This window comes from Vibrio sp. EJY3 (genome assembly GCF_000241385.1).
Lineage (GTDB): Bacteria > Pseudomonadota > Gammaproteobacteria > Enterobacterales > Vibrionaceae > Vibrio > Vibrio natriegens.
The window spans coordinates 2992213-3013068 of the sequence record NC_016613.1 but is presented as its reverse complement, the minus strand read 5'-3'; the positions used below and the strand labels follow the sequence as shown (position 1 = coordinate 3013068).

The window sequence follows — 20856 nt, the reverse complement described above, 5'->3', positions numbered from 1 at the left end:
CTATTCTGTTTGTGTCTTGCTAATCAATTAAATTAAGCAAGTGCACCAAATAATGGTGCCTCGAGGCGGAATCGAACCACCGACACGAGGATTTTCAATCCTCTGCTCTACCGACTGAGCTATCGAGGCAAAAGAATGGTGCCGACTACCGGAATCGAACTGGTGACCTACTGATTACAAGTCAGTTGCTCTACCTACTGAGCTAAGTCGGCACACTTTATTCTTTTTAGAAGAGTTGACTCTTCTTTTTTTAGAATTCCAACTAAATGAAACTCTAGAAAGTGGCTCCTCCTGCTGGGCTCGAACCAGCGACCTGCGGATTAACAGTCCGTCGCTCTACCAACTGAGCTAAGGAGGAATTATTCTTTTAACAACAAAAAGTTGTTTGTGTCTTGCAAATCAATTTAGATTAAGCAAGTGCACCAAATAATGGTGCCTCGAGGCGGAATCGAACCACCGACACGAGGATTTTCAATCCTCTGCTCTACCGACTGAGCTATCGAGGCAAAAGAATGGTGCCGACTACCGGAATCGAACTGGTGACCTACTGATTACAAGTCAGTTGCTCTACCTACTGAGCTAAGTCGGCACACTTTATTCTTTTAACTATTGTCCGTGCTAAGCACCAACAATTAATAAACTGTGGTGCCCGGAGGCGGAATCGAACCACCGACACGAGGATTTTCAATCCTCTGCTCTACCGACTGAGCTATCCGGGCAACGGAGCGCTATTAAACGGATTTTCCCGCTTTCCGTCAACCACTTTTTTTAAATAATTTCAAAAAAGTGGTTGTTCGAACGCTTTTTGTTCAACTCGTGCTAGAAAGTTTGCACAGAGTTAAATTCCTTTTTGAAATTTGTAACTTTTTCTAGGTAGCGTCGTGCTTCTGCATTGGGATGTTTTTTAGTTAGTGCCCAATAAACCTGGTTAGGTTGCAGAGAATTCAGATCCCGCATCGCACGTTTTCGGTCACTGCGGTTAAAGGTATTGAGAACGCCGCCAGTACCGCCGTTGTACGCGGATATCATGCTGTATTCGAGCGAGGTAGGGTGACTGACCTCTTTTAAATAACGATTCTTCAAGATGTAGAAGTAAGCGGTTCCGGTATCAATATTGTTTTCTGGGTTAAACAAATACTCTGGGCTTGGTTGGCCCGAGCGATTTTTTACCAGCGCGAAAACGTCTCTGCCTGCTGTTTTTGGTACGACTTGCATCAAGCCATAGGCATTCGCCCAACTGACGGCATATGGATTAAAACTGCTTTCTGTTTTGATAATGGCGTAAATCAAATCTTCAGGGATGTCGTATTTCTCTGCAGCTCGGCGCACGATGTTCGCATATTGATAGCTGCGTTGGATGAAGTGATCTTCCACCATGGGAATTTCTACGTAGTACGCTTTTTTGAAGTCGACGTCTTTGGTTTTTATTTCGTGGTTAATCAGGTAATCGGCAAAGCGGTTAGCTCGCCATGACCACTGAATGGGCTTGTTATCTTGGTCGACGACTTGTTTATAGAGAAAAGGCTGACCTTCAAGTTTGATATCTTTGGAAGAAAATAGATCGACATTCGCCGGATCATCAGGAGTGAGTAGTGTAGTGATGATGGCGTTTTTGAGGTGCTTTTGTGGTTCGGTTGGCGAAACGGTTTCTATAGTGATCACGCCTTTTTGGAAATCAACTTCAGCGCGACTGAGGTAGTTATCGATATATTTTACGTAATTGCTTTTACCTGCGAGCTTAACTTCTCGTTTTCCCCATTTTTTTTGGATATTACCGGAGAAGCTATTGATCAACGAATCGAGAGCTGCGGTGTCTTTCTCAAATTGTCCTGGTAACTCGGCTAAGTTATTGGCGAAGCGATTGGTTGGCTCGTACTCGACATCATAAAACTTTTCGACGACCTCGCGACTACAGCCTGCCGTTAATAGAAGGGCTGCAACGATAAAGACAATTTTTTTCATGGCTATTTATTTGATGGGATGGTGTGGCAATGACACCACAAGGTTCTATGTGATGTCATTGTTTCTGAATAAACTTATTTTATTTGAACAAGTTATTCGCTAGGTGGCGTGTAACCATCAATGTGAACGTCTTTGCCTTCGAACAGGAAGTTCACCATTTCAGTTTCGATCAGTTTACGATGCTCTGGATCCATCATGTTAAGCTTCTTTTCGTTGATCAACATGGTTTGTTTGTGTTGCCATTCAGCCCAAGCTTCTTTAGAGATATTATCAAAAATACGTTTACCTAGCTCACCTGGGTAAAGTTGAAAGTCTAGACCTTCGCCTTCTTTCTTTAGTCGAGCACAAAACACAGTGCGGCTCATAATGACTCCTTGCATTCAATTAACGAAGTTCGTGGGGTAGCGTTTCCAGCAATAGTTTGACTGGCGCGGCTAAGCCTACTTCTTCAGGTTTAGATAAGTTATACCAAAGACCTTTGTTACCTTCCATTATCACGTCGGGTTGCTTTGACAGGTCAATCAAAATTGGTGTGATATCGAGATGGTAATGACTAAAGGTATGGCGGAAAGTGATCAGCGTTTGCTGCTCTTTAATGTCATTGGTTTGAATGCCGCGTTGTTCCAACAGCAAATCAATATCGCTTTCGACATCAACATGTTCGGTTTGTGGAAAGCAGAATAGCCCGCCCCAAATTCCAGTTTGAGGTCTTTGTTCCAGCCATACTTCGTGCCCATTTGCATTTTTATGATGCAGCATGACAAAGCGGGTTTGCTTCACCGGTTTGTCTTTCTTGGGCTTTTTACCAGGGTAGTCGAGGATATTACCTTGTTTTTTCGCTACACAAAGATCAGCAACAGGACATAGTGTGCATTTGGGTTTGCTGCGTGTGCAGACCATCGCCCCCATGTCCATCATGGCTTGGTTATATTTGTCGACATCTGTTTGTGGGGTATGTGCCTCGGCAATTTCCCACAACTTGTTTTCCACTTTCTTCTGGCCCGGCCATCCATCAACGGCAAAGCATCGAGAAAGTGTTCGCTTCACGTTACCATCGAGGATCGCATGAGGCTGTTTATGTACGGATGACAGTACAGCAGCCGCAGTTGAGCGGCCAATGCCTGGCAGTGCATTCATTTGCTCGATATCTAGAGGGAATTCACCGTTATATGTTTGGGCCACCTCTTTTGCTGCTTTATGAAGGTTGCGTGCTCGGGCGTAATAACCGAGACCCGTCCAAAGGTGCAGCACTTCATCTTGCTCTGCATTAGCAAGATCGACCACGGTCGGAAATCGCTCTAAAAAGCGTTGGTAATAAGGAATCACCGTAGTGACCTGAGTTTGCTGAAGCATGATTTCAGACAACCAGACACTGTATGCGGTTTTGTTCTGTTGCCACGGAAGATCTTTTCTTCCATATGCGTCATACCATTCTAAAATGGCACTGGCGAAAGGGGTCACGACTTGCTCTGTATTCTATTATTGGTTAGGAGCAAAATTGCACCACATATTGGGTGATAAGTACAACGGATAAAGTGTGGGGATATTACAGGGATCATCATAGCTTTTGAGTCATGATAGACCGAGAGCTCAACAAAAACTTGCACCCGAGTAAATTCTTTGGATAATCCCCGCTTTGATTAATCAATGTGCAGGCAAAATCAATGAGTGAAGTAACCACTAACGAATACAACGAAGACGGCAAACTGATCCGTAAAATCCGCAGTTTCGTTCGTCGCGAAGGCCGCCTAACTAAGGGCCAAGAGAGTGCGATGAATGAGTGCTGGCCAACGATGGGTATCGATTACAAAGCAGAACTTCTTGATTGGAAAGAAGTCTTTGGTAACGACAACCCGGTTGTACTTGAGATCGGTTTTGGTATGGGCGCTTCACTGGTTGAAATGGCAAAGAACGCACCTGAGAAAAACTTCATCGGTATTGAAGTACATAGCCCAGGTGTTGGCGCTTGTCTTGCTGATGCACGTGAAGCGGGTCTGACTAACCTGCGCGTAATGTGTCACGATGCGGTTGAAGTGTTTGAGCACATGATCCCAAATGATAGCTTGGCGACTCTACAACTGTTCTTCCCTGACCCATGGCACAAAAAACGTCACCACAAGCGTCGTATCGTACAGCTAGAGTTTGCTGAAATGGTTCGCCAGAAGCTTATCCCTAATGAGGGTATCTTCCATATGGCAACGGACTGGGAAAACTACGCTGAGCACATGATTGAAATCATGAACCAGGCACCAGGCTTTGAAAATATTGCTGAAGAAGGTGACTTTGTTCCTCGCCCTGAAGAGCGTCCATTGACTAAGTTTGAAGCTCGCGGCCACCGTCTTGGTCACGGTGTGTGGGACATCAAATTCAAGCGTACTGCTTAAGGAGCCAGGTGATGTACCACTATGCGATATTAGCGAATCCGGGTCACAACCGTATTTATTTTGATAGCGCAATGACCATCGCATGTTCAGAGCTAAAAGCAATGCTGGCTTCTGAAGGTGTTGAAGTGACTGAAATTGGCAATAAAGATGTCGGCTTACCTGCAGCATTGGTGTTCTCGTGTGCAGAAGCGCTCAACGACGAGCAGTCACGCAAGATTGCCGCATCATCTATCTACTACGCGCTGTTTGAAGTGCGTGAAGATGGTTTGCTACGTCCAATTCAGGCGCCTGCGTTCAACACTTTCCCTGAGAGCATGAGTCAGATCCTGCGTTATACCGGAAAAACAAACGAACAGTTTACGCGTTTGATGGTAAACCTTGGCGTGAGTGCCGCTAACACAGATAGCGCGCAACTGACGTTAATGGATCCGATGTGTGGTAAGGGTACAACACTATTTGAAGGTTTGATCCATGGCTTGAACGTGGTGGGTGTTGAGATCAACCAGAAATGGGTTCAAGAGATCCAAACCTTCGTCGTTAAGTTTATGAAGAATGGTCGCTTTAAGCATAAAGTGAGCAAAGAAAAGCGCACTTCTGGTGGTAAAAAAGTGGCCGATGGTTTCGTGGTTGAAGCTGCAGCGACAAAAGAAGATTACAACCAAGGTAACCTTCAGACGATGAAGCTGTACTCGGCGGATACTCGTATCGCAGACCAAGTTGTGAAGAAGAACTCGGTGGATGTCATGGTGTCTGACTTGCCTTACGGCGTGCAGCACGGCAGTAAAAATGCCAAAGACAGCAAACTGAACCGCAGCCCATTAGAGCTATTAAAAGAAGCTCTACCTGCATGGAAAGTGGTACTGAAAAAGCAAGGCTCTGTGGTGTTGTCTTTCAACGAGTTCACACTGAAATGGAAAGATGTCGCGGCATTATTTGAAGAACAGGGGTGGAAGGTGCTTTCAGAAGACCCTTATATCGGTTATCTTCACCGCGTGGATCAATCTATCAACCGCAACATTATTGTGGCAGTGAAACCATAATTGATTGTTCGATAACAAATACTTGAAAAGCCAACACACTGTTGGCTTTTTTTACCTCTGAATCAAATCAGTGATAATAAGGTGAACAATGAAACCTACAGTGGAAATTTTGACAGATATTCTGACCGAAGTTCGTCCTTTGATCGGTCAGGGAAAAGTAGCAGACTACATTCCAGCTCTGGCAAAAGTGCCCAGCAACAAGTTAGGTATTGCGGTATACACCAATGACGGCGAAGTGATTAAGGCGGGAGACGCCGACGAGCCTTTTTCTATCCAGTCTATTTCTAAAGCCCTGAGCCTGACGCTGGCGATGTGCTTATATAAACAAGAAGAAATATGGGCAAGGGTAGGCAAAGAGCCTTCTGGCCAGGCCTTTAACTCTTTAATCCAGTTAGAGATGGAGCAGGGCATTCCACGTAACCCGTTTATAAACGCTGGTGCGATAGTGGTTGCTGATCTGCTGCAAAGCCGTTTGTCTGCACCGCGTCAGCGCTTGCTTGAATTTGTTCGTCAGCTTTCCGGCGATACCCACATTGTGTACGACAAAGTGGTGGCCGCTTCTGAAATGATGCATGGTGACCGCAACGCTGCGATTGCTTATCTGATGCGCTCATTTGGTAACTTCGAGAATGAAGTTATTCCAGTGCTGCAAAACTATTTCCACGCCTGCGCATTGAAGATGAGCTGTGTTGATTTGGCGAAAACCTTTAGCTATTTAGCCAACAAAGGTACGTCTGTGCATACCGGTAAGCCGATTGTCTCACCGACTCAAACTAAGCAGTTGAATGCGCTGCTCGCAACGTGCGGGCTTTATGACGGTGCAGGTGAGTTTGCCTACCGAGTCGGTATGCCGGGAAAATCTGGCGTGGGTGGCGGCATTATTGCCGTCGTACCGGGGGATATGACCATTGCAGTCTGGTCTCCGGAGCTCGACCCCGCTGGTAACTCATTAGCTGGCACTAAAGCTTTGGAATTGCTTTCTGAGCGAATCGGTCGTTCCATTTTCTAGAGCTGGCCATTTTTCTCAGAATAAATAAAAATGCCTCTCACATAGAGAGGCATTTTTATAGCTTGATATCAGATACGCTTATTCGTCCTCTTCTGCCATAAACGCTTCGAGCAAGTCGTTCAGGAAAAGCTTACCTTTTTCAGTGATTAGCCAGTGTGTTTCTGTCTCACTCAAATACCCCAGCTCTAACGCCCAATTGATGGTGTCTTGAATGCTACTCAGCGGTAACCCTGTTGTATCGATAAAGTCTTGTTTTGGACACGCTTCCATTAAACGGAAGCGGTTCATAAAGAACTCAAACGGACGGTCTTCATCTTCGACGAATTGTTCAGTATGCAGGTACGGCTTAACCATATTTTGGTATGCAGCCAGATACCCACGAGGGTGTTTTACTTTTGTGGTACGAATGATACGCCCATCAGCAAAACTCAGCTTACCGTGTGAGCCACAACCAATGCCGAGGTAATCCCCAAAGCGCCAGTAATTGAGGTTGTGCTGGCATTGGAATCCCGGCTTACTGTAACCAGAAATCTCGTATTGTACGTAGCCAGCAGCCGCCAGTTTTTTATGTCCTAGCTCGAAGATGTCCCATAAGTCATCGTCGTCAGGTAGCGTCGGCGGCTTGTAGTAGAACATGGTGTTCGGCTCAATGGTGAGCTGATACCAAGACAGGTGCGGCGGTGCCAGTTCAATCGCTTTGTCCAAATCGGCCAGAGCCTGCTCAATACTTTGATCTGGCAAGCCGTGCATTAAATCCAGATTAAAGCTATTTAAGCCAATTTGGTGAGCAAGGTTAGCAGCATTGACGGCCTCATCTTTGCCATGAATCCGACCAAGACGCTCTAGTTTCTCTTGCTCAAAACTTTGCACACCAATGGAAATACGCGTCACCCCTGCTTTTCGGTAGCCGGCAAAACGTTCCGCTTCAATTGTGCCCGGGTTAGCTTCCATCGTAATTTCGATGTCAGTTTTGAATGGAATACGTTCTTCAATGCCTTTTAACAGGCGCTCAATCCCTTGTGCTGAAATCAGGCTAGGCGTACCGCCTCCGATAAAGATCGAATGCAGAGGACGCGGCGCATCGTTCAAGCGATACTTCTCAATGTCGGTATCCAGATCTTCCAGCAGGGCGTTGATGTATTGCTCTTCTGGGATCTCTGCCTTGAGCTCATGCGAGTTGAAATCACAGTATGGGCACTTTTGCACACACCATGGGATGTGAACATAGAGACTGAGTGCTGGGGGCGTTAATATGGTCAAACTCGTTTACCTTACTGAGCGGCTTGTTCAGACAGCTGAGCAAACAGAGACTTAAGCGCTTTACCACGGTGTGATAGCTGCTTTTTACGCGCAGGTTCTAGCTCCGCAGATGCGCAGTTATCCTCTGGTACGAAAAAGACAGGGTCATAGCCAAAGCCATTCTCACCGTGTGCTTCTGTCAGGATACGGCCTTCCCATTTGCCATGACAAACGACAGGCGTTGGATCGTCTTTATGACGCATCAGAACCAATACGCAGTGGAAACGTGCGGTGCGCTCCGCCTCTGGCACACCTTCCATTGCTTTTAACAGCTTTTCTAAGTTGTCTTGATCTGTCGCGCCTTCGCCTGCGTAACGCGCAGAGTAGATGCCAGGTGCACCGTTAAGGTAGTCGACTTCTAAACCAGAATCATCAGCGATTGCCGGTAGGCCGGTTTCTTGTGCTGCGTGGCGGGCTTTGATGATCGCGTTTTCAATAAACGTGGTGCCTGTTTCTGCAACTTCAGAGACGTTGAATTCGCTTTGTGCTAATACTTCGAATCCGAAATCGGAGAGCAAATCAGCCATCTCACGTACTTTGCCTTGGTTGCCGGTTGCTAACACAATCTTTTTCATGGGGTTCTCTTTTCATTGTGATAAGGAGAACATGTCGTTCTCCTTATCGTTTTATTTCTAACTTTGTAAGGCTTTTGGCCTGCTGGTGTCCAAAAGCGTTTAGATCATCATGATCTAATTACTTTTCGACATATCACTCTTCAACATAAAACTTCTGGGTAAATTGAAGCTTTCCTGAGCCTTTGTTTCCCGATTTTACATCAATATCGAAGGTAAAAGTTTCTTCATGAGTGACTGGCAGTTCAGCTAGGTAGTAAATGGCGTCACCTTCTTTGACTTCTCGGAAGGTTAACTGCTGAGTTTGACCAATCAGGTTCTTAGCTTGCCCAGCAACTTGTGCTTCTAACGCCGGTTTTCCGAGTGAGGCTCTGTCCAGCACACTAATATTGATGATCGCAAGATAGCCATTACGTTTGATGTCATAGCTTCGCGCTATTTTAGGCGTCAAAAAGGTAGAGTTAAACGCCACGTAATGTACTTCGATGTCTTTCATGTTTTTGAACTGTTCAGCGAAAGTTGGGAAAGGCAATAGGCTGATCAGTAACGCGGTAATCCATTTGTTCATTGTGAAATCCTCAAGGAGACACTTCCATTTAAGTTTAATTTAAATAACCGATTCGAAGATTAAATAAAAAGCCATCATAAGATGGCTTCTATGTCAGTAGGTATTTGGGTAGGCGATTCTATCCGAATTTGTTTGTGTCGTCCCAGTTCGCCTTTTTCTATGTGAACCAAACCTTTAGCGACTTTAAACTGCTTAGCCAAGAACTTGGTGAGATGCGCATTGGCTTTACCATCGACAGGCGGCGCAGTAATGGCGATTTTTAACTCTTCTCCATGCAAGCCGACGATTTTATCGCGGCTTGCTTTGGGTTGAATATAGAGTCTTAGGACAATGTCCTCGCCATCGCGCCAAACTGCGGCTGACACTACAGTTGGAACCAGATAGGGCCGATAATATCGCCCATCAGGAAGTTGGCGAATTGTAGACCAATAAACAGAACCAGGACGCTAAGATCCAGACCACCGAATGCAGGAAGAATGCGACGGATTGGCGCGCACATTGGTTCTGTCAGCTGGTGGAATACATATTCGATAGGGCTGCGGCCTTGGCTAACCCAGCTGAGGATTGCACGAATCAGCAATACCCAGAATAACAAGCCGCCAGCAGCTTTAATCAGAGATAGTAAGCCCAGGAATAGGAACTCGATACTGAAAGACACTGAACCGCTAGATGCGATTAGGATCAGTGCAACGAACTTAAGTACACACAATAGATACGCAAAGAGAACAGTAGCCAGGTCGATATTACCTACAGACGGAATAAAACGACGCAGAGGGCCAATCACAGGCTGAGTAGCTTTAACGATAAATTGCGAGAAAGGGTTATAGAAGTCTGCGCGCGCAGCTTGCAACCAAATACGCAATATAACGACCATGATATACAGGTCAAATAGGGTTGAGATGAGAAAACTCATTGAATTCATAAGGTACCCTTAACAAGTGGTGGATGGCTTTTCTCTGTAAGCATCCAGATAATTAAAATAGTTTTTCCATTTCTTCCGCACGAGCAACCGCTGCCTGCATTGCTTTTGCTACGATATCAGAAAGTTGATGTTCGTTGAATGTGCGTAGTGCTTCCGCTGTTGTGCCACCTTTAGAGGTGACATTTTCACGGAATGTGGATAGCTCAGTCTCTGGATTAGCCACAACCATGCTTGCAGCACCTAATGCAGCTTGCTGAACCAGCAGACGAGCTGTGTCTTTATCAAAGCCTTGTGCTATTGCTTCTGCTTGCATTGCTTCCATAAACAAGAAGAAGTAAGCCGGCGCGCTACCTGCAGCCGCAATCACGTTGTTGATGCCAGACTCTTGTTCTACCCAACACACTTTACCTACCGCTTCCATTAATTGAGCGGCAAAGTCTTTATCTTGCTCAGTAACGTGTTCTGGAGCGAAAAGACCACTCATGCCTAAACCGAGTTGGGAAGGCGTATTTGGCATCACACGAACCAAGTTCAACTTAGTCGCTAGCATCTCATCTAAACGTGAACAATTAATGCCAGCAGCGATAGAAATCACTAACTTGTTACTGAAATCGACAGATTGCAGTGGTTTACATACTTCCGCCATCATTTGTGGTTTCACAGACAACACCACTACATCCGCTTCTGATGCTGCGAGGATGTTATCGCTGGTAGTACGGATGCCAAAATCTTGCTCGAGTGGCAAGCGGCGTGTTTCTGAAGGGGCGGTTGCCACAATATTTTGTGCCGGGTAACCATTTGAGACTAAGCCAGAAATGATGGCTCGCACCATGTTACCTGCACCGATGAAGGCAATCTTTTTATGTTCCATTTGTCTGATTTCCATTGTGATACTTTACTATTTATAATGCACAGGTGTGCATAGTGACAATTAAGTCTTACCGCTTAACTTTGTGATGCGAAGATTGAGCTTTTTTCGCTTACTGGTAATGGCTATTCACTTTTTTGAGTTATAGTCACGTGCGCCAAAAATCGCTGTTCCGATACGAACCATAGTACTACCGGCTTCTATCGCCGCCGTCATGTCGCCACTCATCCCCATGGACAATGTGTCGATGTCCGGATACTGCTGCTGAAGCGCTTGCTTCAATGCCGCCAGTTTCTGGAACTCATGAAGTTGTGCATCATAGTCCGATACGTTAGCAGGAATAGACATCAATCCTCTTAAGGTGAGGTTCGGAAGGCGAGAAATCAACTCAGCCAGTTCGAATATTTCTGCATCGGTTACGCCAGACTTTGAGTCTTCGCCACTGGTGTTCACTTGAATCAGTACCTGTAAGGGTTCTAATTCGTTGGGGCGTTGATCATTAAGACGTTGCGCGATCTTTGCGCGGTCGATGGTGTGAACCCAATCGAAATGTTCAGCGACAAGGCGTGATTTATTGGACTGAATTGGGCCTATGAAGTGCCATTCTATGCAATTATCTGGATAATGCTGTGCAAAGTGCTGAACTTTATCCACGCCCTCTTGCACATAGTTTTCACCAAATGCGGTTTGACCAGCTTGGTAAGCTTCAAGAATGGCTTCAACGGGTTTGGTTTTACTTACCGCTAGAAGTTGCACTGACTCCGGAGCACGACCGCATTTTTGCTCGTCGTTGCGAATTTGAGAGGTGATATGTTCAATATTTTGTTGAATACTACTCATAGCTGTACTTTAGACTTAAGGATTTTAAATGGATATCACTGAGTTACTGGATTTTAGTGTAAAACATAATGCCTCAGATCTACATCTTTCTGCAGGTGTACCACCTATGGTCAGAATTGATGGCGATGTGAGAAAGCTCGGGATTCCAGCGTTTACACACCAAGAGGTTCATCGCTTGGTATTCGAAATCATGAATGACGCTCAACGCAGTGAGTTCGAAGAAAAACTCGAAGTCGATTTTTCTTTTGAACTACAGAACGTTGGTCGCTTTCGTGTCAACGCCTTTAACCAGTCCCGTGGCTGCGCAGCGGTATTTCGTACCATTCCAAGCAGCATACCAACGCTTGATCAACTCGAAGCTCCAGAAATCTTCAGCAAGATTGCCAGCGGGCAAAAAGGCTTAGTTCTGGTAACCGGACCAACCGGCTCTGGTAAATCGACGACTCTAGCTGCCATTGTCGACTACATCAATCGTAATCACAATAAGCACATTCTCACAATTGAAGATCCAATTGAATTTGTTCATACCAATAACAAATGTTTGATCAACCAGCGCGAAGTTCACCGTGACACTCATAGCTTCCAAAACGCCTTACGCAGTGCGTTGCGTGAAGACCCGGATGTCATCTTAGTTGGTGAGATGCGTGATAAAGAAACCATCAGCCTTGCATTGACCGCCGCAGAAACCGGTCATTTGGTTTTTGGTACGCTACACACCAGCTCAGCCGCAAAAACCATCGACCGTATTATCGATGTATTCCCGGGTAGCGACAAAGACATGGTGCGTTCAATGTTGTCAGAATCGTTGAGTTCAGTCATTGCCCAGAAGTTACTTAAGCGCAATGGTGGTGGCCGAGTCGCCTGCCACGAAATCATGATGGCGACACCAGCAATCCGTAACTTGATTCGCGAAGATAAAGTCGCACAGATGTACTCGATAATTCAAACTGGTGCGGCACACGGCATGCAGACTATGGAGCAAAATGCTCGTCAGCTATTGGCGCAAGGTATTGTTTCTCACGAAGAGGCCGACAGCAAAGTTGGGCTTGATGTACAGCAGTTCTCGTAACACTCATACAGGTAATGGTGAATACGGAAATGGATCTGAATAAATTTCTTGAAGGTATGCTGGCGCTGCAAGCGTCGGATCTTTATATCACGGTCGGCGCGCCGATTTTGTTTCGTGTCGACGGCGAGTTACGTCCGCAAGGTGACAAGCTGACAGAAAATGATGTGGCGCAGTTGCTGGATAATGCAATGGATCCTGAGCGTCGTCAGGAGTTTCGAAAAAGTCGAGAGTCTAACTTTGCTATCGTCAGAGACTGTGGTCGATTCCGTGTCAGTGCCTTTTTCCAGCGAGAATTACCGGGCGCGGTTATTCGCCGTATTGAGACCGACATCCCTACCTTTGAGCAGCTCAAACTGCCTCTGGTGTTGCAAGATTTAGCGATAGCCAAGCGAGGTCTGGTGCTGGTGGTTGGTGCGACTGGCTCTGGTAAGTCGACCACAATGGCGGCGATGACAGGCTACCGAAACAGTAATAAGACCGGGCATATCCTGACGGTAGAAGATCCGATCGAATTTGTTCATGAACACCAGCGTTGTATCGTAACCCAGCGTGAAGTCGGTTTAGACACAGAAAGTTATGAAGTGGCACTGAAAAACTCTCTGCGACAGGCTCCGGACATGATTTTGATCGGCGAAATCCGCAGTAGAGAGACCATGGAATATGCCATGACCTTTGCCGAAACCGGGCATTTGTGTATGGCGACTCTCCATGCTAACAACGCCAACCAGGCATTAGAGCGGATTCTGCATTTAGTACCTAAAGATCAAAAAGAGCAGTTCTTGTTTGATCTGTCTATGAACTTAAAAGGCGTGGTTGGTCAGCAGCTGATCCGCGATAAAAGTGGGCAGGGGCGTCATGGCGTGTTTGAGATCCTGCTGAACAGTCCGCGTGTTTCGGATTTAATCCGTCGTGGCGATCTGCATGAACTTAAGTCGACGATGGCTCGTTCAAATGAGTTTGGTATGCTGACATTTGACCAGTCGCTCTACAAGTTAGTGATGCAAGGCAAAATCAGTGAAGAAGATGCACTGCACAGTGCAGATTCGGCAAATGACCTGCGTCTCATGCTGAAAACTCAACGCGGTGAACCTCTGGCAACGGGAAGCTTGGCGAACGTTAAGATTGATATGGACTAGGATTTCCCATATTCCAGACAATAAAAAAGGTTGGCACAAGCCAACCTTTTCTTTTTCAGACAAATTTACTCATTCCAAAGGTTTTCAAACCAGCTTTCTAGAATGACAACTGCCGATTGACAGTCGATATTTCCTTTCGACAGCGCTTTATAGCCTCCCATTTCGAATAGGTCTGCACGAGCTTCTGCCGTGGACAAACGTTCATCGTGAAGCTCGACTGGTAAGCCATATCGACCTTGTAGACGATTAGCAAACTTCTTCGCGCGTGGAGTAATGGTTTCCAAGTCTTTACCGTGTAGATCTGTTGGTAAACCCACAACCAATAAATCTGGTTGCCATTCTTTGATCTGTTTTTCGATGTCGTCCCAGTTTGGAATGCCATCATTGGCTTTGAAAGCCTTGAGCGGAGAGGCGGTACCGGTAATTTCCTGGCCAATCGCGCTGCCGATGCTTTTGGTTCCAAAATCAAAAGCCATAATTGTACGTGACATAAGGTGTCTCAAATCTCAATCTAGGGGAACAGTCTGCTTTATCAGGCATGTCCTGCATCAGAAGAAAGCTGACTCGGGTCGATCCCCAGTTTTTCTACTGCTTTTTTCCAACGGTCTGTAATTGGGGTATCAAAGATGATTTCTGGCGTAGCTTCAATGGTCAGCCAGGAGTTTTCAACTAACTCATTTTCCAGCTGCCCTGCGCTCCAGCCTGCGTAACCCAAAGCAACTAAATAGTCGCTCGGCTCTGCTTCGGTCCCCAACACAGTCAGAATGTCTCGCGAGGTTGTCACTGCAAGCTCATCGGTCATCTGAATACTGGATTCATAGTAATCTTTTGGTTTATGCAGAATAAAGCCACGATCTTCTGAGATCGGGCCGCCGTTATATACAGGCCGGTCAAGGCTTGCTTCGAACAAACGCGGGTGTACAGGTTGTACTTTGACTTGCTTAAGCATGTTACCCACCGTGATATCGACTGGCGCATTGATTATCAACCCCATTGCGCCTTCTTCGTTGTGCTCGCAGACGTAGATCACGCTATTCTGGAAATAGGGATCTTTCATTCCAGGCATGGCAACTAAAAAATGGTTTGTGAGGTTCATATTCATACTGATCCTTAGGACTCAGAAGTGCACTTAAGCAAATTAGCACTATATGCATGAATTTGCTTAAGTTTGCATTTGGCTCTCTACTATAACTTTACTATATATTTAGGGTCTGTTGACCTTTCGTGCTGATTTTTGCAGCTGTTTGTGGGTTCTTTATACAAGGCAGAGGCTTTGAAATGTAGTTGGCCTACCTGATAAGCCGATAACGCAGTAGAAAGTATCCACAAACGCTGCCCGAAGGGTTCGGCTAAAAGCGCTTTACTCTTTGTTGAGAGGTATTTTGCTTAGAATGACTAGGCTACAAACCTCTCGCCGCGATTAAAACGTTTTTATCTCGAACAAAAATTAACCACGTAAGATAAACAGACCCTATTTATTCGCCTTTTACTCGGCGTTCAATGGCATCCATTAGTTTGCCCGTAATTGAGATATCAAATGCTGCTTCGATTTCACGAATACAGGTCGGGCTGGTTACGTTGATTTCTGTCAGCTTATCGCCAATCACATCAAGACCCACAAAAATAAGACCTTTTTCTTTAAGAGTTGGTGCTACGGTTTGGGCAATTTTAATGTCTGTTTCACTTAGAGGACGAGCTTCACCCGTGCCGCCCGCCGCAAGGTTACCGCGCGTTTCGCCTTTCGCCGGAATACGTGCCAGACAGTAAGGCATTGGCTCGCCATCAACCACGAGAATGCGCTTGTCACCATTGCTGATATCAGGCACGAATGTTTGTGCCATCGCGTAATTCTGACCATGGTTAGTCAGCGTTTCGATGATCACTGATACGTTTGGATCGTTCTCTTTTACGCGGAAAATAGACGCACCGCCCATACCGTCAAGAGGCTTTAAGATCACATCGCCGTGCTCTTCACGGAATGCTTTAATCTTTTCAGCTTTACGCGTAACGATAGTGGTTGGAGTCAATTCCGGGAACCAGGCCGTAAACAACTTCTCGTTACAATCACGCAGGCTTTGAGGTTTGTTGACGATCAGTGTGCCTTGCTCTTCTGCACGCTCAAGGATGTAAGTTGCGTAGATGTATTCAGTGTCAAACGGAGGATCTTTACGCATCAGAACCGCGTCTAACTCAGATAGCTCGATAGTTTGCTCTGATTTGAATTCGTACCAGCCGTTTGGATCTTCTTTTAGCTCAACCACTTTGGTGTCGGCAATGGCCACACCTTGGTCGAGGTGAAGATCATTCATTTCCATGTAGTGGATTTCGTAGCCGCGGCGTTGCGCTTCAAGCATCATGGCAAAGCTAGAGTCTTTCTTGATGTTAATGGACGAAATTGGGTCCATTACAATACCGAGTTTGATCATTATTTTTCTCCGTTTTAACCAAGATCGCCGAAACGAACTTGTAAAGCTGTAATTGCGGTAAGAGCCGCTGTTTCGGTGCGAAGTACACGCGGACCGAGAAGCGTCTCTTCAAATTGGTACTCGCGCGTCATATCGATTTCTTCAGATGACAAACCGCCTTCAGGGCCAATCAGCAGGCGCACTTTTTCAACTGGTGTAGGCAGGGTGTTGATCGAGTATTTGGCACGAGGGTGAAGGTTGAGCTTAAGTCCATCGTACTCTTCTTTGCTCCACTCTTCCAAGCTCATGATTGGGCGAATTTCTGGAACGATGTTACGTCCACACTGCTCGCAAGCACTGATAGCAATCTTCTGCCATTGGGCCAGTTTCTTCTCAAATCGTTTCTGATCGAGCTTCACGCCACAACGTTCAGAAATAAGGGGAGTGATGGTATTTACCCCGAGTTCTACCGACTTTTGAATGGTGAATTCCATTTTGTCGCCCCGTGAAATCACCTGTCCTAGGTGAAGATCCAAAGGGGATTCAATGCTGTTCTCTACGCGCTCAGAGATGTCTACGAGAACATTCTTTTTGCTGACTTCTGCGATAACTGCGGGAAATTCTGCACCACTGCCGTCAAATAGGAGAACTTCCTGACCTTCCTTCATACGAAGTACGCGACCAATATGGTTAGCGGCGTCGTCACTTAAAGCGAGTGTACCAAGTTGGTGAATGATTTCTGGATGATAAATTCGAGGGATACGCATGAGATTTCCAGCAAGAGAATAAACTTAGTTCCTAACATGGATGCTTTCCATCGAAAAAACAAGGGGCAAGAGGCGTTTCAATTGGAGTAAATGAAACGCCTCAAACAGAAAGATTAGCGATCATCGCGATTGGTGAGGATTACAGTGCGCGACAGGCCTCTTGAACGAATGGATTATGGTTGCCTTGTACTTTTGCAATGCGCTTATCGCGTTCGCATTCCCATTTATCGGCTGGGGGGGGTTTGTTCCATGCACTCATTAACTGAGTTTGTTGCTTGGACAGTTTGAAGCCGTACTCCTTGCTCATATAAAGATAGGTACGAGCGATGGAGCCGCGTGCTCGATCGGGTGGCATGACTTTGCGTTGCTTGAAGTTTACCTGGACTTCACAACGACCATAGGTTGCGCCATCGATCCCATTCCACTGACTGAAATTGTAGTTAGAGCGATCACCATTTACCTCACCAATCGCAGGAGTCAGGTTGTGCAGATCGGCTTCCATTGAGCGGAATGTTTTGTCATTACGCGAGCAGTTTTTACGACCACCACTTTGCCAGCATTGCAGCTGGTGTCCAAATTGCCAAGCTGGAACGACGTGTTCCCACTCGATGCGCGAAGCTCGCTTTTCTTGTTTGCGAATCTGGTAACCACAAGAGGAAAGGTCAGGTAAGCCTTTCTTTCCTTGCCATTGAATATCACAGCCGCAATAAAAGCTGGTGGGATGATCTTGATAGATTTTTACCGCTTCGCGCTTAGCGGCTGAAAATGAACTTGGTGGCGCGGCCACGGCTGCGCTGGATAGTGCAAGAATGAATAAAGAGAACAGGTATTTCATGGTTAAAGTCTTTAAAAAGTATGACTTTATCCATTCTATCACTCAGATATTAGCTTTCGTAATAAGCAAGTTAATAATAACAAAGGAAATGTTGGTCAATATTTCCTATTGAGACTTGATTGAACTGAGGATTAGGAAAGCTGGACACCAGTGAAGCAAAGAGGCTGACGACATTTTTGACACGAATACACGGCTTGTTTGCGAAGCACTTTGTTGTGACGGCGAATAGAAAGGGGATATGTCGTGCAGCGACATCGGTATTCGAAGGTTTTACCCTGAACGGAAGAGACTTCGAAACTATGTGTGGTTTTGGCCGGAACGTTAAATACGGATTCCATTACGGTTTGCCACTCTTTGCCATGAGGACGGACGCGACCGTAAACCTGATATGTGATTAAGTGGGCGACCTCATGCGGTATCACTTCTTGCAAGAACGCTTGGGTGTTTTCTTTAAATAAAACCGGGTTAAGGCGAATCTCATTGAGCTGAAGGTACGCTTTTCCTGCTGCTTTACCTCGGACTTTAAAGGTCAGGCTGGGAATAGGGAATGAACGCTTAAAAGCATGTTCAGCTAATGCGATATAGTGCGCCATCACCGATTTTGCTTTGTAGCTTAGTTCAATGTCCATTCGTTCCTCTCAAGTTCAATAAAAAGCCCCCGCAGTTGCGAGGGCCGGATCATAGCATCACTGAATTTAAGGTGTGTGTTTTTTCTTAATCGTTGCATGGTAGGCGTGCCAAGTACCGTAGCCGAGAATAGGCATAGTAAATAACATACCGATACCGTAAGTGGCAAAACCAATTAGGATGCCGCCACAAATGATTGCCGCCCACACGATCATTGCTGGAATGTTGGATTTGACCGCATTAAAGCTGGTGAATACCGCCGTCATCATATCAACTCTGCGCTCCATCATTAATGGAATAGAGAAGGCAGAAATGCTGAATACCACGCTGGCTAGTACAAAACCAATGAGTGAACCAATCACTAAGAAGGGCAAGAACTCTGTAAGCGGAGCGCCTTGAACGGATGGATATAACGCATGGAGCAGTGCGGCGATTCGCATCCAGAAAATCATACAAACCGCGAGCAGAACCGCAAATGCCCATTGAGAGCTTGAGTTACGACCTATCGCTTTCATTGAGTGGAACAGGCGAGCTTTGTGTCCGCGTTCTCGTTCCCAACTGGCGTCATACAATCCTAGGGCTAAAAATGGCCCAATAAGCATGTAGACGATTAAGCTCGGCATCACGACAAGGTGCGTCCCTTGCCATTGTACAAGCAACACGATGCCAATGGCTGCAGCCATGAAGCACAAACCATAAAAAGCACTAATGAGCGGCATACGCACGAAATCATGAAGTCCTAGCGCGAGCCAGTGGAAAGGCGCGCTAAGATTGACCGTGTTGCACGGAATGGTTCTAGCGTATTCGTTATCAGGGACTTCCTTTCGTTTGCTATGGAAGTCGGATGGATTGACTGTTCGAGGCATAACTCCTCCTTGGCTTATTCCTACACAGTAGTCTGTCAAATGACTTGTACCCATCGGAGTAAATAATTGTTCATTCTAAAGCGCTAAAACACTCGAAAATTACTCGACAATGTTTGACTGAAAAATAACTTTTTATCAAAACATTACGCGTTAATTTCAGGCGTTTTTACTACGCTATTCCTGACCATTTGCTTACTTGGACTGGTACTAACCCCTATAAGTTTTAAAAGCATAAAGGATGTTTAGCTAACGTTTTCCCCAAAGTTGCTGTCGTCACACTAGCTTACATCCACGTTGTTACGGAAACGCAATTTAACAATATTTTAACTATTGGCGGAGTTGGGGGAATTTACAACTATTTGCTTAAAATTTGTTCTTGGTAGGTGGAACTGGAGGATAGAGGAGGAGGAGAGTAGGGGGAAACAAAAAGCCCCCACCATAAGGCGAGGGCTTTGGAAATTCAGAGCAAGCTCGATTACTTGATGCCAGCGAATTCGCGAAGAAGTGCTGCTTTATCAGTCGCTTCCCATGGGAACTCTTCACGACCAAAGTGGCCGTATGCTGCTGTCTTCTTGTAGATTGGCTGCAGAAGGTTAAGCATTTCTTGTAGACCGTATGGACGTAGGTCGAAGAACTGACGTACTGCTTCAATGATGATGTCGTGAGATACTTTCTCAGTACCAAACGTTTCCACCATGATTGACGTTGGATCCGCCACACCGATAGCGTAAGAAAGTTGGATTTCACAACGGTCAGCCATACCAGCTGCAACGATGTTTTTCGCTACGTAACGCGCTGCGTATGCTGCACTACGGTCAACTTTTGATGGATCTTTACCTGAGAACGCACCACCACCGTGACGAGCCGCACCGCCGTAAGTATCTACGATAATCTTACGACCAGTCAGACCACAGTCACCCATTGGACCACCGATTACGAAACGGCCAGTTGGGTTGATGAAGAAGTTAGTCTCTTTGTTGATCCACTCTGAAGGTAGAACTGGCTTGATAATCTCTTCCATTACCGCTTCACGCAGTTCAGGAGTTGAGATTGAATCACAGTGCTGAGTTGATAGAACAACAGCATCGATACCTACGATCTTACCTTGGTCGTATTGGAATGTTACCTGAGATTTCGCATCTGGACGCAACCAAGGAAGTGTACCGTTCTTACGTACTTCTGCTTGTTTTTCAACAAGACGGTGAGAGTAAGTAATTGGAGCTGGCATTAAAACTTCAGTTTCGTTACATGCGTAACCGAACATGATGCCTTGGTCACCGGCGCCTTGCTCTTTTGGATCCGCTTTATCAACACCTTGGTTGATATCTGGTGACTGTTTACCAATTGTGTTTAGTACTGCACAAGAGTTCGCATCAAAACCCATATCTGAGTGTACGTAGCCGATTTCACGAACGGTTTCACGAGTTAGCTCTTCAATGTCAACCCATGCTGAAGTCGTGATTTCACCACCCACCATTACCATACCGGTTTTAACGTAAGTCTCACATGCAACACGAGCCTTTGGATCTTGCTCTAGAATCGCGTCAAGAACCGCATCAGAAATCTGGTCTGCAATTTTATCTGGATGACCTTCTGATACTGACTCAGAAGTAAACAGGTGCTTAGCCATGTTAGCTCCACTATATCTGGTTTAAAACTGGAGCATGATAAACGCTCCAGCGCAAAA

Annotated in this window: 23 protein-coding genes and 6 tRNA genes; 5 read left to right on the top strand and 24 right to left on the bottom strand. The window is 45.9% G+C overall.

What is annotated here, in order from left to right:
* Nucleotides 1-53: 53 nt before the first annotated feature.
* The 9 genes from VEJY3_RS13600 to mutY all read right to left on the bottom strand — a co-directional run bounded on the left by VEJY3_RS13600 (nucleotide 54) and on the right by mutY (nucleotide 3423).
* A tRNA-Phe gene (locus tag VEJY3_RS13600) sits at nucleotides 54-129 on the bottom strand.
* 7 nt (nucleotides 130-136) lie between these two features.
* Nucleotides 137-212: transfer RNA gene (locus VEJY3_RS13595), tRNA-Thr, on the bottom strand.
* A 70-nt stretch (nucleotides 213-282) separates the two neighbouring features.
* Nucleotides 283-358, bottom strand: a tRNA-Asn gene (locus tag VEJY3_RS13590).
* A gap of 72 nt (nucleotides 359-430) precedes the next feature.
* Nucleotides 431-506: transfer RNA gene (locus VEJY3_RS13585), tRNA-Phe, on the bottom strand.
* A gap of 7 nt (nucleotides 507-513) precedes the next feature.
* Nucleotides 514-589: transfer RNA gene (locus tag VEJY3_RS13580), tRNA-Thr, on the bottom strand.
* Between the two features lie 54 nt (nucleotides 590-643).
* A tRNA-Phe gene (locus VEJY3_RS13575) sits at nucleotides 644-719 on the bottom strand.
* Nucleotides 720-819: 100 nt separating this feature from the next.
* Nucleotides 820-1962, bottom strand: coding sequence for a membrane-bound lytic murein transglycosylase MltC (gene mltC / locus VEJY3_RS13570; RefSeq protein WP_014233044.1), 1143 nt, complete (start codon nucleotides 1960-1962; stop codon nucleotides 820-822).
* 92 nt (nucleotides 1963-2054) lie between these two features.
* Nucleotides 2055-2327 (bottom strand): oxidative damage protection protein, encoded by a 273-nt coding sequence (locus tag VEJY3_RS13565; protein ID WP_014233043.1) that lies wholly within the window; start codon nucleotides 2325-2327, stop codon nucleotides 2055-2057.
* Between the two features lie 19 nt (nucleotides 2328-2346).
* Nucleotides 2347-3423 (bottom strand): A/G-specific adenine glycosylase, encoded by a 1077-nt coding sequence (mutY, locus tag VEJY3_RS13560; protein ID WP_014233042.1) that lies wholly within the window; start codon nucleotides 3421-3423, stop codon nucleotides 2347-2349.
* A gap of 203 nt (nucleotides 3424-3626) precedes the next feature.
* On the opposite strand from mutY, the gene trmB reads away from it, so the two are divergent.
* From trmB to glsB, 3 genes are all read left to right on the top strand, one after another.
* The gene (trmB, locus tag VEJY3_RS13555) at nucleotides 3627-4346 is read left to right on the top strand and encodes a tRNA (guanosine(46)-N7)-methyltransferase TrmB (RefSeq protein ID WP_014233041.1); all 720 of its coding nucleotides are present in this window, start codon (nucleotides 3627-3629) and stop codon (nucleotides 4344-4346) included.
* Nucleotides 4347-4357: 11 nt separating this feature from the next.
* A complete protein-coding gene (locus tag VEJY3_RS13550; protein WP_014233040.1) occupies nucleotides 4358-5386 on the top strand; it encodes a TRM11 family methyltransferase in 1029 nt (342 codons plus the stop codon).
* A gap of 88 nt (nucleotides 5387-5474) precedes the next feature.
* On the top strand, nucleotides 5475-6395 hold the full coding sequence (gene glsB, locus VEJY3_RS13545) for a glutaminase B (RefSeq protein WP_014233039.1): 921 nt from the start codon (nucleotides 5475-5477) through the stop codon (nucleotides 6393-6395).
* Between the two features lie 78 nt (nucleotides 6396-6473).
* Here glsB and hemW read toward each other — a convergent pair whose 3' ends face one another.
* From hemW to VEJY3_RS13510, 7 genes are all read right to left on the bottom strand, one after another.
* On the bottom strand, nucleotides 6474-7649 hold the full coding sequence (hemW, locus tag VEJY3_RS13540) for a radical SAM family heme chaperone HemW (RefSeq protein ID WP_041170371.1): 1176 nt from the start codon (nucleotides 7647-7649) through the stop codon (nucleotides 6474-6476).
* 17 nt (nucleotides 7650-7666) lie between these two features.
* Complete coding sequence (locus VEJY3_RS13535) at nucleotides 7667-8269, bottom strand: XTP/dITP diphosphatase (protein ID WP_014233038.1); 603 nt, start codon at nucleotides 8267-8269, stop codon at nucleotides 7667-7669.
* Between the two features lie 133 nt (nucleotides 8270-8402).
* Nucleotides 8403-8834, bottom strand: a complete 432-nt coding sequence (locus VEJY3_RS13530) for a DUF4426 domain-containing protein (protein ID WP_014233037.1) — start codon at nucleotides 8832-8834, stop codon at nucleotides 8403-8405.
* Nucleotides 8835-8908: 74 nt separating this feature from the next.
* Nucleotides 8909-9199 carry a DUF167 family protein YggU gene (yggU, locus tag VEJY3_RS13525; RefSeq protein ID WP_014233036.1) on the bottom strand — a complete coding sequence of 97 codons (291 nt, stop codon included), beginning with the start codon at nucleotides 9197-9199 and terminating at the stop codon, nucleotides 8909-8911.
* A complete protein-coding gene (locus tag VEJY3_RS13520) occupies nucleotides 9199-9756 on the bottom strand; it encodes a YggT family protein (RefSeq protein ID WP_014233035.1) in 558 nt (185 codons plus the stop codon). Before VEJY3_RS13520 ends, yggU begins: the two co-directional genes overlap by 1 nt.
* Nucleotides 9757-9808: 52 nt before the next feature.
* On the bottom strand, nucleotides 9809-10627 hold the full coding sequence (gene proC / locus VEJY3_RS13515; RefSeq protein WP_014233034.1) for a pyrroline-5-carboxylate reductase: 819 nt from the start codon (nucleotides 10625-10627) through the stop codon (nucleotides 9809-9811).
* A gap of 126 nt (nucleotides 10628-10753) precedes the next feature.
* Nucleotides 10754-11464, bottom strand: a complete 711-nt coding sequence (locus VEJY3_RS13510; RefSeq protein WP_014233033.1) for a YggS family pyridoxal phosphate-dependent enzyme — start codon at nucleotides 11462-11464, stop codon at nucleotides 10754-10756.
* A 28-nt stretch (nucleotides 11465-11492) separates the two neighbouring features.
* Here VEJY3_RS13510 and VEJY3_RS13505 point away from each other — a divergent pair, with 28 nt between their 5' ends.
* Both VEJY3_RS13505 and VEJY3_RS13500 read left to right on the top strand, forming a co-directional pair.
* Nucleotides 11493-12533: a type IV pilus twitching motility protein PilT gene (locus VEJY3_RS13505; RefSeq protein WP_014233032.1), complete on the top strand. Its 1041-nt coding sequence runs from the start codon at nucleotides 11493-11495 to the stop codon at nucleotides 12531-12533.
* A 29-nt stretch (nucleotides 12534-12562) separates the two neighbouring features.
* Nucleotides 12563-13669: a PilT/PilU family type 4a pilus ATPase gene (locus tag VEJY3_RS13500; protein ID WP_014233031.1), complete on the top strand. Its 1107-nt coding sequence runs from the start codon at nucleotides 12563-12565 to the stop codon at nucleotides 13667-13669.
* Nucleotides 13670-13734: 65 nt separating this feature from the next.
* Here VEJY3_RS13500 and ruvX read toward each other — a convergent pair whose 3' ends face one another.
* From ruvX to metK, 8 genes are all read right to left on the bottom strand, one after another.
* Nucleotides 13735-14160: a Holliday junction resolvase RuvX gene (gene ruvX / locus VEJY3_RS13495; protein ID WP_014233030.1), complete on the bottom strand. Its 426-nt coding sequence runs from the start codon at nucleotides 14158-14160 to the stop codon at nucleotides 13735-13737.
* A 41-nt stretch (nucleotides 14161-14201) separates the two neighbouring features.
* Entirely contained in the window at nucleotides 14202-14765 is a 564-nt protein-coding gene (locus VEJY3_RS13490; RefSeq protein WP_014233029.1) for a YqgE/AlgH family protein, read from the bottom strand.
* 379 nt (nucleotides 14766-15144) lie between these two features.
* Nucleotides 15145-16095, bottom strand: a complete 951-nt coding sequence (gene gshB / locus VEJY3_RS13485) for a glutathione synthase (protein WP_014233028.1) — start codon at nucleotides 16093-16095, stop codon at nucleotides 15145-15147.
* A 14-nt stretch (nucleotides 16096-16109) separates the two neighbouring features.
* The gene (gene rsmE / locus VEJY3_RS13480) at nucleotides 16110-16841 is read right to left on the bottom strand and encodes a 16S rRNA (uracil(1498)-N(3))-methyltransferase (RefSeq protein ID WP_014233027.1); all 732 of its coding nucleotides are present in this window, start codon (nucleotides 16839-16841) and stop codon (nucleotides 16110-16112) included.
* A gap of 139 nt (nucleotides 16842-16980) precedes the next feature.
* A complete protein-coding gene (locus VEJY3_RS13475) occupies nucleotides 16981-17676 on the bottom strand; it encodes an endonuclease (protein ID WP_014233026.1) in 696 nt (231 codons plus the stop codon).
* 131 nt (nucleotides 17677-17807) lie between these two features.
* The gene (locus VEJY3_RS13470) at nucleotides 17808-18305 is read right to left on the bottom strand and encodes a SprT family zinc-dependent metalloprotease (RefSeq protein ID WP_014233025.1); all 498 of its coding nucleotides are present in this window, start codon (nucleotides 18303-18305) and stop codon (nucleotides 17808-17810) included.
* A 66-nt stretch (nucleotides 18306-18371) separates the two neighbouring features.
* Nucleotides 18372-19169, bottom strand: a complete 798-nt coding sequence (locus VEJY3_RS13465; RefSeq protein WP_014233024.1) for a DUF2189 domain-containing protein — start codon at nucleotides 19167-19169, stop codon at nucleotides 18372-18374.
* Nucleotides 19170-19644: 475 nt separating this feature from the next.
* On the bottom strand, nucleotides 19645-20799 hold the full coding sequence (gene metK / locus VEJY3_RS13460) for a methionine adenosyltransferase (protein ID WP_014233023.1): 1155 nt from the start codon (nucleotides 20797-20799) through the stop codon (nucleotides 19645-19647).
* Nucleotides 20800-20856: the final 57 nt, after the last annotated feature.

Coding starts and splice junctions, on each gene's coding strand:
- proC (WP_014233034.1), bottom strand. CDS start 10,627: ATGGAACATAAAAAGATTGCCTTCATCGGTGCAGGTAACATGGTGCGA.
- glsB (WP_014233039.1), top strand. CDS start 5,475: ATGAAACCTACAGTGGAAATTTTGACAGATATTCTGACCGAAGTTCGT.
- VEJY3_RS13520 (WP_014233035.1), bottom strand. CDS start 9,756: ATGAATTCAATGAGTTTTCTCATCTCAACCCTATTTGACCTGTATATC.
- ruvX (WP_014233030.1), bottom strand. CDS start 14,160: ATGTCACGTACAATTATGGCTTTTGATTTTGGAACCAAAAGCATCGGC.
- VEJY3_RS13505 (WP_014233032.1), top strand. CDS start 11,493: ATGGATATCACTGAGTTACTGGATTTTAGTGTAAAACATAATGCCTCA.
- rsmE (WP_014233027.1), bottom strand. CDS start 16,841: ATGCGTATCCCTCGAATTTATCATCCAGAAATCATTCACCAACTTGGT.
- VEJY3_RS13470 (WP_014233025.1), bottom strand. CDS start 18,305: ATGGACATTGAACTAAGCTACAAAGCAAAATCGGTGATGGCGCACTAT.
- VEJY3_RS13490 (WP_014233029.1), bottom strand. CDS start 14,765: ATGAACCTCACAAACCATTTTTTAGTTGCCATGCCTGGAATGAAAGAT.
- gshB (WP_014233028.1), bottom strand. CDS start 16,095: ATGATCAAACTCGGTATTGTAATGGACCCAATTTCGTCCATTAACATC.
- VEJY3_RS13465 (WP_014233024.1), bottom strand. CDS start 19,169: ATGCCTCGAACAGTCAATCCATCCGACTTCCATAGCAAACGAAAGGAA.
- VEJY3_RS13530 (WP_014233037.1), bottom strand. CDS start 8,834: ATGAACAAATGGATTACCGCGTTACTGATCAGCCTATTGCCTTTCCCA.
- VEJY3_RS13535 (WP_014233038.1), bottom strand. CDS start 8,269: ATGAAAAAGATTGTGTTAGCAACCGGCAACCAAGGCAAAGTACGTGAG.
- metK (WP_014233023.1), bottom strand. CDS start 20,799: ATGGCTAAGCACCTGTTTACTTCTGAGTCAGTATCAGAAGGTCATCCA.
- VEJY3_RS13565 (WP_014233043.1), bottom strand. CDS start 2,327: ATGAGCCGCACTGTGTTTTGTGCTCGACTAAAGAAAGAAGGCGAAGGT.
- mltC (WP_014233044.1), bottom strand. CDS start 1,962: ATGAAAAAAATTGTCTTTATCGTTGCAGCCCTTCTATTAACGGCAGGC.
- VEJY3_RS13510 (WP_014233033.1), bottom strand. CDS start 11,464: ATGAGTAGTATTCAACAAAATATTGAACATATCACCTCTCAAATTCGC.
- VEJY3_RS13500 (WP_014233031.1), top strand. CDS start 12,563: ATGGATCTGAATAAATTTCTTGAAGGTATGCTGGCGCTGCAAGCGTCG.
- VEJY3_RS13475 (WP_014233026.1), bottom strand. CDS start 17,676: ATGAAATACCTGTTCTCTTTATTCATTCTTGCACTATCCAGCGCAGCC.
- trmB (WP_014233041.1), top strand. CDS start 3,627: ATGAGTGAAGTAACCACTAACGAATACAACGAAGACGGCAAACTGATC.
- VEJY3_RS13550 (WP_014233040.1), top strand. CDS start 4,358: ATGTACCACTATGCGATATTAGCGAATCCGGGTCACAACCGTATTTAT.